This is a genomic window from Erythrobacter sp. NFXS35 (assembly GCF_040148725.1).
Classification (GTDB): domain Bacteria; phylum Pseudomonadota; class Alphaproteobacteria; order Sphingomonadales; family Sphingomonadaceae; genus Erythrobacter.
In genome coordinates this window covers 543141-556578 of sequence record NZ_JAGDEB010000001.1, presented here as the reverse complement: position 1 = coordinate 556578, position 13438 = coordinate 543141, and the positions used below count along the sequence as shown (strand labels likewise).

Sequence of the window (13438 nt, the reverse complement as noted above, 5' to 3'; positions counted from 1 at the left end):
CGGGGCGCTTAGCGGGCCCGGTTTTTCGAGTCCTGAACAGTGTCTCATGTGTCTCCTACACGACGCATAAGTCAGCGGATAACGAAGGGGAAAGCGATGCGAATCACGGCGATCTTGGGAGGGGCAAGCGCGCTGGCGCTGATGGCAGTGCCGGCGCAGGCCGACGAACTGCGCGATGCGGTAGCGGCGGATATGCCCGGACTTGTGGCACTGTATCAGGACTTGCACGCCAATCCCGAACTGAGCTTTCAGGAGGTTGAGACCGCGAAGAAGCTCGCCGCTCGCGCGCGGGCGCTGGGTTTCGAAGTGACCGAAGGCGTCGGCAAGACTGGCGTGGTGGCGGTAATGACAAACGGGAAAGGCCCCACGGTGATGCTGCGCGCCGACATGGACGGGTTGCCGGTGATCGAACAGACCGGTTTGCCCTATGCCTCCAAACGCACCGGCGTTCCGGCGAGCGGGATCGAAACCGGGATCATGCATGCCTGCGGCCATGATACGCATATGGCCGCATGGATCGGCACCGCGCAGCTGCTGGCGGAGCGCAAGGACCAGTGGTCCGGTACGCTGGTGATGATCCTGCAACCCGCCGAGGAAATCGGCGAGGGCGCGAAGGCAATGCTGGATGATGGGCTGTATACCCGCTTCCCGAAGCCGGACTATGTGCTCGCCTTCCATGATGCCGCGCAGGCGCCAGCCGGGTTCATCGGCTATTCCAAAGGCTTCGCGCTTGCCAATGTTGATTCAGTCGATGTGATCGTGCCTGGGGTGGGCGGGCACGGAGCCTATCCGCACACCACCAAGGACCCGATCGTGATCGCGGCCAGCATCGTCGGCCGGTTGCAGACGCTGGTGAGCCGCGAACTCGACCCGCAGGAGCCTGCCGTGGTCACCGTCGGCAGCTTTCAGGCCGGATCGAAGCACAACATCATCCCCGATGAAGCGCGGCTGCAGATCACCGTGCGCAGCTATGCCGATGAAACACGCGCGCACCTGCTTGATGGGATCGCCCGCATCGCCAAGGGAGAGGCGCTGGCCGCCGGAATGCCCGAGGACAAGCTGCCCAAGGTAACCGTTTCCGATCCCTATACGCCTGCGACTTACAACACGCCCGAATTCACCGAAACCGTGATGACCGGGCTGAAGCAGCGATTCGATGGCCGCGTGTTCGAAACGCCGAGCGTGATGGGGGGCGAGGACTTCAGCCAGTTCTACCGCGCCGACCCGGAGACGGTCGAATCGCTGATCTTCTGGGTCGGGGGCGTGCGGCAGAGCGAATGGGAAAAGGCGCAGGCGGGCGAGATCGATCTGCCCTCGCTGCATTCGCCGTTCTGGGCGCCCGATGCCCCGGTGGTGATCGCCACTGCGACCGAGGCGCTGACTGCCGCGACGCTGGATCTCATGCCAAAACGCTGAGCGCACAAAATACGGCCGCCGGAGCGCGCCTGTTGAGGCGCATTCCGACGGCCGGTTCTCCTCCCCAGGAGAATTGTGAAACGGTTTATTCCGAAGAAGGAACGTAGGTGCCCAGGCGATGATGCAGGGCGTTGATCTTGGCCAGTTCCTCGCGGTCTTCGGTGTTGCGGGCATGGCTTTCCAGCGCGCGGCGCAGCAGCTTCATGTCAGCGGTCGAAAGCAGCGCGCGGGCGCGGGCAGGTTCGGTCTTGGGGGCGTCGGTATCACTCATTGTCACTCTCCTCGGGTGAATACCCGCAGTCCTTAGGCGGCTTTACGGGCAACCGGAAGGCCACAAAATTGCGGCCCTCCGGCGCTCTCTCCCAGAGCTTATGCCGCTTCGAACTGGTTCATCGTGTTGTGCGCGCCGCCAGCCTTCAGGGCCGCTTCACCGGCGAAGTACTCCTTGTGATCGTCGCCGATGTCGCTGCCTGCCATGTTCTGATGCTTCACGCAGGCGATGCCCTGACGGATCTCCTCGCGCTGGACGTTCTTGACGTAGCCGAGCATCGCCTGCTCGCCGAAGTACTCGCGGGCGAGGTTGTCGGTGCTGAGCGCCGCAGTGTGGTACGTTGGCAGGGTGATGAGGTGGTGGAAGATGCCGGCCCGCGCTGCGCCGTCGCGCTGGAAGGTGCGGATCTTCTCGTCAGCTTCATCCGCGAGCGGGGTGCCGTCGTAATCGACGCTCATCAGGCGGTCACGCTCATAGGCGGACACATCCTTGCCGGCTTCGGCCCAGGCGTCGAAGATCTGCTGGCGGAAGCTCAGCGTCCAGTTGAAGCTGGGCGAGTTGTTGTAGACGAGCTTCGCGTTGGGCACGACTTCGCGGATGCGATCGACCATGCTGGCGATCTGTTCGACATGCGGCTTCTCGGTCTCGATCCACAGCAGGTCGGCGCCGTTCTGGAGCGAAGTGATGCAGTCGAGCACCACGCGGTCCACGCCGGTACCGGGGCGGAACTGGTAGAGGTTCGAAGGCAGACGCTTGGGGGCAAGCAGCTTGCCGTCGCGGCTGATGAAGACCTGACCGTTGGTGACGTTGGCAGGATCGACTTCATCGGCATCGAGGAAGGCGTTGTATTGATCGCCCAGATCGCCCGGCTCCTTGGAGAAAGCGATCTGCTTGGTCAGGCCGGCGCCGAGGGAGTCGGTGCGGGCGACGATGACGCCGTCTTCCACGCCCATTTCAAGGAACGCCATGCGGCAGGCGCGGATCTTCTGGAGGAAATCCTCGTGCGGCACAGTTACCTTGCCGTCCTGGTGACCGCACTGCTTTTCGTCCGAGACCTGGTTCTCGATCTGCAGCGCGCAGGCGCCTGCTTCGATCATCTTCTTGGCGAGCAGGTAAGTCGCTTCGGCATTGCCGAACCCAGCGTCGATATCGGCGATGATCGGCACGACGTGGGTTTCGTAGCTGTCGATCGCGTTTTCGAGGCGGCGGGCTTCAACCGCGTCCCCTGCTTCACGGGCCTTGTCGAGGGCGCGGAACATGCCGCCAAGTTCGCGGGCGTCGGCTTGCTTGAGAAACGTGTAAAGTTCATCGATCAGCGCAGGCACCGAGGTCTTCTCGTGCATCGACTGATCGGGAAGTGGGCCGAATTCGCTGCGGAGCGCGGCGACCATCCAGCCCGAAAGATAGAGGTAACGCTGCTTGGTGGTCCCGAAATGCTTCTTGATCGCGATCATCTTCTGCTGCGCGATGAAGCCATGCCAGCAGCCGAGCGACTGGGTGTACTGTGCCGGGTCCGCATCATAGGCATCCATATCGGCGCGCATGATCTTGGCAGTATACTTGGCAATGTCGAGCCCGGTGGCGAAACGGTTCTGGATGACCATGCGAGCGGCGCTCTCGGGGTCAATGGCAGCCCAGCTCGGGCCGTTCGCGGTCACGATTTCGCGCATCCGGGTGATGGTGTTCTGGTAAGTCATATTCTTCTCCTGTCCGTCCTGGGGAGCGGCGCGCTGCATAAATGCGCACGCCTTCGGATAGGCGGGCTTTGGCGTGTTGCGGCGCAGCATGACAGGAAAAATTACAAGAAATCGTGTCGGCATCCCGACATTTGGCCGCAAACTTGTGTAAATCGGTAAAGTTATTTACAAGAGCGTATGGCAGACACGAATCTCCTCGCCGGACCCGCGCTACGCCGCTTGCGCAAGCGTGAAGGACTGACCCAGGCCGCAATGGCCGCTGCGCTGGGCATTTCGCCGTCCTATCTCAACCTGATCGAGCGCAACCAGCGCCCGCTTTCGGCCCGCGTGTTGGTACAGGTGATCGAGCGGTTCGACTTCGATCCGCGTTCCTTGCGCGAAGACGAGGCGATCGGCGGTCTTGACGGGTTGGTGCGCCGCATGAGCGACCGGCGCTTCGCCGATCTCGCCATCGATCGCGAGGAGGTGCAGGAATTCCTTGCCGCCGCGCCGCAGATTGCGGCTGCTTTCGCCCGGCTGTATGACACCGGCGGTTCCGAAAAGGCCGAAGGCGAGAACGCCGCCGCAGCCGCGCGCCGCGCGATCGAACGCTGGCAAAATCACTTCGCCGATCTCGATCATGCAGCCGAGGATCTGGCAGATGAATTGCGCCTGTCGCGCGGCGAAATCAGCGCGGCTCTGGGCGAGCGGCTGCGCGAAAAGCACCGCATGACGGTGCGCGTTTTACCGGCTGAGGTGATGCCGGCGCAGGTGCATCGGCTCGATCTGCACGCCCGACAGTTGCAGCTTTCCGAGATGCTGCCCGGCGCGGCGCGACGTTTCCAGATCGCCCGGCAGGTCGGCGCGCTGGAAATGCGCGAGATGATCGAGACGCTGGTTGCCGGGGCTGGTCTGAATTCGTCCGATGCGAAGAACCTGTTTCGTGAACACATCACAGATTACCTCGCCGGTGCGTTGCTGCTGCCCTATCGCCGCTTCCTGCGCGCTTGCGAGCAGACCGGATATGATCTGGCGGTGTTGCAGCGTCGGTTTGCGGTCAGTTTCGATCAGGCCGCGCAGCGGCTGACCACGCTGGGGCGAATCGGCGAACGTGGGCTTCCGTTCTTCACCGCCACCATCGACCGCGCCGGACGGATGACGCACTTTACTGCCGGGGGTAGCGGCGTGCTCCATCCGCTCGACGGCGCACGCTGGCCAGCGTGGATACCCTATGCCGCGTTCGAACGGCCCGGCAGCGTGCTGACTCAGGCGGTCACCTTCAGCGAAGGTGAGGCAAGCCCGCGGCATTGGTTCACCATCACCCGCACGGTCGATGGCGACGGCGTGATGTGTGCGGCCCGCGCGGCGGTGGTGCTGGGGATCGAGGCGCGCTTTGCCGGAGAGCTTGCCTATGCGCGCGGGGTCTCGCTCGATCCGTCCGATGCGGTGCCGTTGGGCACGCCCTGCCTGCGCTGCGGACGGGCGGAATGTCTGACCCCGGCGCCGGCCCGAATGGCAAGCGCCCTGCCTCCGGGACGCCGCCGCTCCTGAGGTTGCATTAACCTTCGCGAACCGCAGAAAAGCAGGGTTGCGGAGCGGTGTAAAGTTTACCGACACTTAAGGTCTATGAACTAGACGTCGGGGTCAAGCGACCAAAGGCATGCCCCGCAATGATCCGCCTGTTCAAGCACTATATCCCGCACGCCGTGCTACTGCTCGGGCTGCTCGATCTGGGCTTGCTGGTGCTGGCGAGCGAGCTTGCGTGGCAGCTACGCTCCAGCCAGATCGGCATGGACATCGATCATTTTTCATACCGCTGGATGTCGCTGATCGGCACCGCGCTGGTCATCTGGCTGGCGATGATCGCGGTCGGTGTTTACGGCCCCAATGCCTTGCGCAGCTTGCGATTTGCAGGCGCGCGTCTGCTGGTGGCGATCAGCCTCGGCATCATCGCTCTGGCGGTAATCGACTTCGTTTTTCCGAGCAACTTTTTCTGGCGCTCAACGCTGCTCTACACCATGGGTCTGACGATTTTGGTGCTGGTGGCGGATCGCCTTTTGCTGACCAGTTTTCTCGGTTCATCGGCGTTTAGGCGGCGGGTGATGGTGCTGGGTGCGGGCGACCGGGCGCAGCGACTGCGCGAACTGGGAGACAAGCCCGAAACCGGCTTTGTCGTTGTGTCCTATATTGCGATGAGCGATGACCAACGCATTGTCGAAGAGGCGATCCCGCGCGCGGCGGTGCACGATCTCGGGCGGTTCGTCGAAAATCTTGGCGTCAGTGAGGTCGTGCTGGCCCTGCAGGAACGCCGCAACGCACTGCCGCTGAAGGATTTATTGCGCATCAAGACCAAGGGCGTGCACGTCAACGACTTTTCCAGCTTCATCGAACGCGAGACCGGCCGGGTCGATCTCGACACGATCAATCCCAGCTGGCTGATCTTCTCGGACGGATTTTCCAGCGGGCGGATGTTTTCCAGCGCGGTGAAGCGCATTTTCGATGTCGTCGCCAGCACGGTGCTGCTGTCCCTGACCTTGCCGATCATCGCGCTGTTCGCGGTTCTGGTGAGGCTGGACAGCAAGGGGCCGGCGTTCTTCCGCCAACAACGGGTGGGGCTTTATGGCGAGCCGTTCACGCTGGTGAAGCTGCGTTCGATGCGCACCGATGCCGAAAAGGACGGGGCCAAATGGGCCGAGGAGAATGACCCGCGGATCACCCGGATGGGCCGCTTCATCCGCAGGATCCGCATCGATGAGCTTCCGCAGACATGGAGCGTGCTGAAAGGGCACATGAGCTTTGTCGGCCCGCGCCCCGAAGTGCCGTCCTTCGTTGATAGCCTGGAGGAGGTGATCCCGTTCTACGGCGAGCGTCATATGGTCAAGCCAGGCATTACCGGCTGGGCCCAGATCAATTTTCCTTATGGTGCCTCGGTCGAGGATAGCCGCCGCAAGCTCGAATATGATCTTTACTACGCCAAGAATTACACCCCGTTTCTCGATCTTGTGATCCTGCTGCAGACGGTGCGCGTTATCCTGTGGCCGGAAGGTGCACGGTGATCGGGATGGCTCAGCAATTGGCCCTTGTCGCCTTGATTGCGTCGATGGCGGGTGCCGTGTTGTGTTTCGGTGCGATCATGTGGCTGTGGCGTCGCGGCGATCCGGCGCGGCCAGATCGCCAACCCCTTGCCATTGCCAGCGCATTCGTGGGGGCGGGGTGCGTTCTGAGTGCGGCTGTCGGCCCGGATAGTGCATCCAGCGCCATGGCTACAATGGCTCGCAACCTTGCTCTGATCGGGGCGATCTTCGCGATGTTCAGCGCAGATGGCCGGGCTGCGAGCCTCAAACCCATCCGGCCGGTGATTGTCTCTCTGGTGCTGGTGCAACTGTGCGAGCCGCTGGTTTTGGGCCTGGGAATGCGGGCTTCGGCTTTTCCAGCGGTTGCGCAGGTCGCTTTCGAGGTGCGGATGATAATCGACCTGCTGGTGGCAATAGGTGCGCTGATGTTGCTGCACAACCTCTATGCCGGTGCAGCGGCGGCATCGCGTTACCTGCTGCGCTGGTCGGTTATCGCCCTGTCTGGGATTTTCGCCTATGATCTGAACCTTGCCACGATTGCCTATCTCAGCGGTGAATACCCGGCATTGCTGCGGGATCTGCGCGGACTGTTCGCCGGAATGATGGCCATGCTGTTTGCGCTCGGCGCGAACCCCGCTGGCCCTCGGGTCCAGTTCAGCCCTTCGCGGACCGTTACCTTTCGCACGCTCTCCCTGCTGCTGATCGGGACCTATCTTGCCGTGATGCTGCTGGTGGCCAAGGCTCTGCCGCTGATCGGCGGTGACTTTGCACGCACAAGCCAAGTGGTCTTCCTCGTGTTGGCCGCGGGCGGTGCGATCATGGCGCTTCCTTCTCCGCGCCTGCGCGGTTGGCTGCGGGTGATGGCCACGAAGCACCTGTTTCAGCATCGGTATGACTACCGCGAGGAATGGCTCCGGTTTACGCGCACGATCGGCCTGGGCGGCAAGGGCAGCGCCAGTCTCGAAGAACGCGCGGTCAAGGCGCTTGCCGATATCACCGAAAGCCCGGCAGGCATGTTGCTGATGCCCAATGATGAGGCGCAACTGGAACTCGTGGCGCGCTTCAACTGGCCGACGATCGCTGTGCCTGCCGTCGCCGCTGAGCATAAGCTGTCCGGGCTGTTCGAACAGAACCAATTCGTGATTGCGATGGACGAGGCCCGCAGCGGTATCGATCACCATGGTGAGCTGGCGCTGATTCCTGACTGGCTGATCGAAGCCGAGGATGTCTGGGCGCTGGTTCCGCTGATCCATTTCGATCGGCTTGTGGGTGTGGTCGTGCTGGCCCGTCCGCGAATCGAGCGGCGGCTCGACTGGGAGGATTTCGATCTGCTCAAGGTGGTGGGCCAGCAGCTGGCAAGCTATCTGTCCGAGCAGGCCGGCCAGCAGGCGTTGATGGACGCATCCCGGTTCGACGATTTCAACCGGCGCATGGCCTTCGTCATGCACGACATCAAGAATCTCACCAGCCAGCTGTCACTATTGGCCGCCAACGCCCAGAAGCACGCCGACAACCCGGCCTTCCGGGCTGACATGCTGGTGACCTTGCGCAATTCGGCGGACAAGCTTTCCGGCTTGCTGGCGCGTCTCGGGCGGTATGGTGCAAGCCCCAACCACGATCTGCGCGCGATCGATCTCGGTCAGTTGGCGCGCGCGATTGCAGACCGTTTCCGCGGCGTGCATCCGGTCGCACTGACCCGTGACGAAAACGTGCGCGTGATGGGCAATGTCGAAGCGCTGGAGCAGACCATTATGCATCTGGTGCAAAACGCCATCGATGCCAGCGATGCCGCCATGCCGGTATATCTCGATGTGACGGCAGATTGCCTGCACGGCACGCTTGAAGTGATCGATACGGGCTGCGGCATGAGCCCCGAATTTGTGCGCACTGGTCTGTTCAAGCCGTTTGTCTCCTCCAAGCAGGGGGGCTTCGGCATTGGCGCCTTCGAAGCGCGCGAACTGGTCAAGGCGATGGGCGGACGGGTTGCGGTGGAATCGCGCGAAGGCGTCGGCACCCGTTTCAGCGTCGTGCTGCCGACGGCCGATGCCGTGCGCCTGATCGGCGCGCACGAATTTGACGACTCGTCTTCGAAAGAGATTGCTTGATGGCCGACAAAAAACCCCCCTTGCTGGTGATCGAAGACGATCCCGGTCTGCAAGCACAGCTCAAATGGTCTTACGACGATTTCGAGGTGATTATCGCCGGAGACCGCGACAGCGCACTCGCCGCGCTGCGGTCTGAAGCGCCAGCGGTGGTGACGCTCGATCTCGGTCTGCCGCCCGATCCCGACGGCACCAGCGAAGGCTTTGCCGTGCTCGATGCGATCATGGCGCTCAAGCCCGATACAAAGGTGATCGTCGCCAGCGGCCATGGCGCGCGCGAAAGCACATTGCAGGCGATCGCTCGCGGGGCTTACGACTTCTACCAGAAGCCGCTCGACATCGATTCATTGGGCCTGATCGTCCGGCGCGCGTTCAACCTTCATCGGATCGAACAGGAAAACCGCAGGCTCATCGCCAATGCCAGCGCCGACAAGACCGTGCTGGGCCGCCTGATCACCGGCGCTCCCGAGATGGTCAAGGTTGCCCGCACCATTGAACGTGTCGCCAAAACCGGCGTGTCGGTAATGCTGCTCGGCGCGAGCGGCACCGGCAAGGAATTGCTCGCGCGCGGCCTGCATGATGCCAGCGACCGCGTCGAAGGGCCGTTCGTCGCCATCAATTGTGCCGCAATCCCTGAAAACCTGCTCGAAAGCGAGCTGTTCGGTCACGAAAAGGGCGCCTTCACCGGCGCAGTGAAGACGATCGAAGGCAAGATCGAAAGCGCAAATGGCGGGACGCTATTCCTTGACGAGGTCGGCGATATTCCGCTGCCGTTGCAGGTCAAGCTGCTGCGGTTTCTGCAGGAACGCACAATCGAACGCGTCGGCGGACGCAAGGCGATCCCGGTGAACACCCGGATTGTGTGCGCGACTCATCAGGATCTCGAAAGCATGATTGCTGCGGGAACCTTCCGCGAGGACCTGTTCTATCGCCTGGCCGAAATCGTGGTGCGCATTCCGGGCCTAGCCGAGCGCCACGGCGATGCAGTGCTGCTCGCCAAGGTGTTTCTCAAGCGTTTTGCCGCCGAGATGAACCCGGCTGTCACCGGCTTTGCACCCGATGCGCTTTCTGTGATCGACGCGCATGTGTGGCCGGGCAATGTGCGCGAACTCGAAAACCGCGTAAAGCGTGCGGTCATCATGGCTGACGGCAAGCTGGTGAGCGCCGAAGATCTGGACTTCGGCGACGACGATGAGGAAGATGCCAACGTGCTCAACCTCAAGTCAGCGCGCGAAGCGGCCGACCGCCGGGTGATCCGCCACGCGCTCGCTCGCAGCGAGGGTAATATCTCCAGCACCGCCAAGCTGCTCGGAATCAGCCGGCCCACTCTGTATGACCTCATCAAGCAGTATGACCTTCAGACCTAGCGCCATCGCGCTGCTCGTGGCGCTGGCGCTGACGGGATGTTCGGGCGGACAGAGTGAACTTGCGCCGCAGAGCGGACCAGCATCGGGCGAACCGGTTTTGACTCGCCTGCTTGGCAGAGCGGACGAAGCGATGGCAGGCGGCGATCTTGCCGTGGCCGGGCGCTTGCTGGACGAAGCGCGGGCAATAGCGCCGGAGAACGCCGATCTGTGGGTGGCCATCGCCCGCCTGAGGTTCCGCGGCGGCGAGCATCTTACGGCAATCGAAGCTGCGGATCGGGCGCTGCAACTCGGCCCCGATCATGCCCCTGCGCTGCTGATGCGGGCGCTGATGGTGCGCGACGCCCATGGGTTTGCCGATGCCCTGCCGTGGTTCGAGGCGGCGTTGGCAGTGGATCGCACGAATGCGGACGTATGGGCCGGATATGCTGCAACGCTCGGTGACTACGGACGGTACCGCGACATGCTGGATGCCGTTCGGGAACTGGCGGACCGGGCGCCGGATGACAGGCGCATATTCTACCTTCAGGCGGTGCTGGCCCAGCGCGGCGGCAGGCCGGTACTGGCGCGCAGCCTGCTCGAACGCAGCGGCATGGCGGCGCGGGGTGTTCCGGCCGCGGTGCTGCTCGATGCGCTGATCAGCCTCGATCAAGGCAATCATGACAGCGCAGCCCAACAACTCGAAGTCCTTTTCGCGCGCCAGCCTGCCAATGCGCGGCTGCGTCAATTGCTGGCCCGCGCTTTACTGCTCAGCGGACGCAACGCCGAGGTGGTGGAGCGCTTTGCGGCAGAAGCTGCGCAACCTGAAGCCTCGGCCTATTTCGCGATGATTGCAGGCCGTGCTTACGAACAGATGGGCGACCGCGCCCGTGCGGCGCCACTGCTGGAGCGGGCATTCGCGGCATCGAGCGCCGCGCCAGTGGCCTTGGCGGACCGTCCCGGTCTGCCTGAGCCAACCGCCGATCTGCGCAGGCGCAGTGCGGCGGGAGACTGGACCGGGGCGCGCAACATGGCACAGGATTTCCGGATCCGGTTTCCCGCTTCGGCGGATTTCGCCCAGCTGGTCGGTGACGCGGCATTGGGCGGAGGCGACGCTGCAGCGGCATTGGAAGCCTATGCCCCGGCCGCCCGCATGCGCCGCCCTTGGCATCTCACCCGCAAGGCGGCGCACGCCTATCGCCGCACGGGTGATGATATCGCCGCCGATACCTTGCTTGCCCGTCATGTGGCAGGCGAGCCCGACAATATCGCTGCACTGGCCGCGCTGGCGGATGCGCTCGCCGTGCGGAAGGAATGGGAGCGCGCGGCATTGCTTCTCGATCACGCCATCGCGCTCGGCGGCGGGCATGATCCGGCGCTGTTGGTTTCTCGCGGCGAAGTTGCCCACGCCCTAGGCCAGAACGATGCGGCGGAGCGGTTCGCGACGCTGGCAGCAGACCTGAGGCCGCCCGCGCTCACCCGACGCTGACGCCGCGCCGCTCGACAATTGGCGCAAGGCGGGGCAGGGCGCTCGCGCCATGATGCCGCGCCGCCTGCCTTTCGTGTCCGACCCGATGATCGCGGTGCTGTTGTTGGCGACAACGCTGGCGCTGTTGCTGCCGGCGATGGGCGAGGGGCGTGAGATTGCCGGGGACGTGTCGAATGGCGGGATTTTCGTGCTGTTCCTGGTCAATGGGATGCGTATTCGACGCAGCGAAATCACGCGCGGGATCGCCAACTGGCGGTTTTTCGGGCCGCTGATGCTGTTCGTGTTCGGCGGCATGGCGCTGGCAGGGCTGGGCTTTGCCGCAATTGCCGCAAGCGTGCTGCCGCCGCTGGTGGCGATCGGCTTCATCTATCTGGGGTGTCTGCCATCCACCATTCAGTCGGCGACGTCCTACACCAGCCTTGCGGGCGGCAATGTCGCGCTGGCAGTAGTGGGTGCGGCGCTCATCAATATCGCAGGCGTGTTCATCAGCGCACCGCTGTTCGCACTACTGGGCGGAGGCGAAGCAGGCGATATCGGCAGGGAAGCGATTATCCGTATCGGTCTGATCTTGGTGCTGCCGTTTCTGATCGGGCAGGCAGTGCAGGACTTCGTGATCGATCGTGTCGCAGCGCAGCGAGCGCGTATTGTCTGGCTTGACCGGGCTGTGATCGGGCTGGCGGTATATGTCGCCTTTTCAGGAGCGGTCGATCAGGGGCTGGCGCGATTGTTCACGCCTGCCGACTGGGTGGTTCTGGTCGGTCTGGTGCTGATACTGCTGGCGCTGGCGCTGGCGGCGGCGTGGGGCGCCGGGGGCGTGCTGGGCCTTGCGCGTGAAGATCGCATCACCTTTCTGTTCGCCGGTTCGCAGAAAAGCGTGGCCATCGGCGCGCCGCTCGCCGCGATCCTGTTCCCGCCAGCGAGCGCCGGATTCGTGATCGCGCCGCTGCTGCTGTATCACCTTGCACAGTTGGTGCTTGCCGCGCCGCTGGCTACGCGTCTGGCACAGCCTCGCCATTAGCTATTCGTTCGGCGCGGTTGTGGCGGATTGACCACCACAGCGACAAGCCGATCAGGACTGCGCCGATCAACCCCGTGAAGGTTTCCGGGATATGATAGCGTGCCGAGACCAGCATGATGACCCCCAGGACGATGATCGCCCAGAACGCGCCATGTTCCAGATAGCGATACTCCGCCAGCGTTCCCGCCTTGACCAGGTGGATCGTCATCGAACGCACGAACATCGCACCGACCGATAGGCCGATGGCGATCACGATCATGTTGTTGGACAGGGCGAACGCCCCGATCACGCCGTCGAAACTGAAGCTGGCATCGAGCACTTCGAGATACAGGAACCCGCCAAGGCCCGACCGAACAATAGCCCCGCTCGCCTTCTTGGCCGCCTCGCGCTGTTCGATGATTGCGCCCAGGGCATTGACCCCGATATAGGTAACGAGGCCCAGCACGGCAGCGGTGAGGAAGGTGAGCGATTCATCCGGCCCCAGCAGGGTGGAAACGCCGTAGACCAACCCCAGCACCAGCCCGATCTCGACTGCCGGAACGGTCGAGAAGCGGTTGATCCCCTGCTCCAGAGTGCGGATCCAGTGCACTTCCTTGTCGGCATCGAAGAAGAAACTGAGCCCGACCATCGCCAGGAACGCGCCGCCGAAGCCGGCAATGCCGATATGCGCGCTGGAAACGATGCGCTCATATTCCTCCGGATCGCCGAGTGAAAGCTGTACTGCCTCCCACGGGCCGATGCTGGCCGCGATTGAGACAATCGCAATCGGGAACACGATCCGCATCCCGAACACCGCGATAAGGATGCCGATGGTTAGAAAGCGCTGCTGCCACACCGGATCCATCTCGCGCAGCACCGTGGCGTTGACCACGGCATTGTCGAAGCTCAGCGAAACTTCGAGGATCGATAGCACGAACACGATCCAAAGGATCGAGAGCAAGCCGGAAATTGTGCCGGTGCTGACCCACCCGTAATAGCCCGCCAAAGCGAAGCAGACAGCAGTGAAAGCGAAGGAAAACGTGTAAAAGCGCAGCAGGGTCTGCATGTTC

Annotated in this window: 10 protein-coding genes; 7 read left to right on the top strand and 3 right to left on the bottom strand. The window is 63.1% G+C overall.

Annotated features, from left to right (window positions below):
- Positions 1-96: 96 nt before the first annotated feature.
- On the top strand, positions 97-1416 hold the full coding sequence (locus J3454_RS02725; protein WP_349512218.1) for an amidohydrolase: 1320 nt from the start codon (positions 97-99) through the stop codon (positions 1414-1416).
- 85 nt (positions 1417-1501) lie between these two features.
- On the opposite strand, the gene J3454_RS02720 is transcribed toward J3454_RS02725, so the two are convergent.
- Both J3454_RS02720 and J3454_RS02715 read right to left on the bottom strand, forming a co-directional pair.
- Positions 1502-1687, bottom strand: coding sequence for a hypothetical protein (locus J3454_RS02720; RefSeq protein ID WP_349512217.1), 186 nt, complete (start codon positions 1685-1687; stop codon positions 1502-1504).
- A 98-nt stretch (positions 1688-1785) separates the two neighbouring features.
- Positions 1786-3384 (bottom strand): isocitrate lyase, encoded by a 1599-nt coding sequence (locus J3454_RS02715; RefSeq protein ID WP_349512216.1) that lies wholly within the window; start codon positions 3382-3384, stop codon positions 1786-1788.
- Positions 3385-3561: 177 nt separating this feature from the next.
- Between J3454_RS02715 and J3454_RS02710 the strand changes: the two genes are divergently transcribed.
- The 6 genes from J3454_RS02710 (at position 3562) to J3454_RS02685 (ending at position 12389) form a co-directional block, all read left to right on the top strand.
- Positions 3562-4914 (top strand): helix-turn-helix domain-containing protein, encoded by a 1353-nt coding sequence (locus J3454_RS02710; protein WP_349512215.1) that lies wholly within the window; start codon positions 3562-3564, stop codon positions 4912-4914.
- Positions 4915-5033: 119 nt separating this feature from the next.
- A complete protein-coding gene (locus tag J3454_RS02705; RefSeq protein ID WP_349512214.1) occupies positions 5034-6419 on the top strand; it encodes a TIGR03013 family XrtA/PEP-CTERM system glycosyltransferase in 1386 nt (461 codons plus the stop codon).
- 203 nt (positions 6420-6622) lie between these two features.
- Positions 6623-8542, top strand: a complete 1920-nt coding sequence (prsK, locus tag J3454_RS02700) for an XrtA/PEP-CTERM system histidine kinase PrsK (protein ID WP_349512213.1) — start codon at positions 6623-6625, stop codon at positions 8540-8542.
- Complete coding sequence (gene prsR / locus J3454_RS02695; RefSeq protein ID WP_349512212.1) at positions 8542-9906, top strand: PEP-CTERM-box response regulator transcription factor; 1365 nt, start codon at positions 8542-8544, stop codon at positions 9904-9906. Before prsK ends, prsR begins: the two co-directional genes overlap by 1 nt.
- Complete coding sequence (locus J3454_RS02690) at positions 9890-11371, top strand: tetratricopeptide repeat protein (RefSeq protein WP_349512211.1); 1482 nt, start codon at positions 9890-9892, stop codon at positions 11369-11371. Before prsR ends, J3454_RS02690 begins: the two co-directional genes overlap by 17 nt.
- Positions 11372-11420: 49 nt before the next feature.
- A complete protein-coding gene (locus J3454_RS02685) occupies positions 11421-12389 on the top strand; it encodes a bile acid:sodium symporter family protein (RefSeq protein WP_349512210.1) in 969 nt (322 codons plus the stop codon).
- Here the strand turns inward: J3454_RS02685 and J3454_RS02680 are convergent.
- Complete coding sequence (locus J3454_RS02680) at positions 12361-13434, bottom strand: DUF475 domain-containing protein (RefSeq protein ID WP_349512209.1); 1074 nt, start codon at positions 13432-13434, stop codon at positions 12361-12363. The two genes, J3454_RS02685 and J3454_RS02680, sit on opposite strands and share 29 nt — an antisense overlap.
- Positions 13435-13438 lie beyond the last annotated feature (4 nt).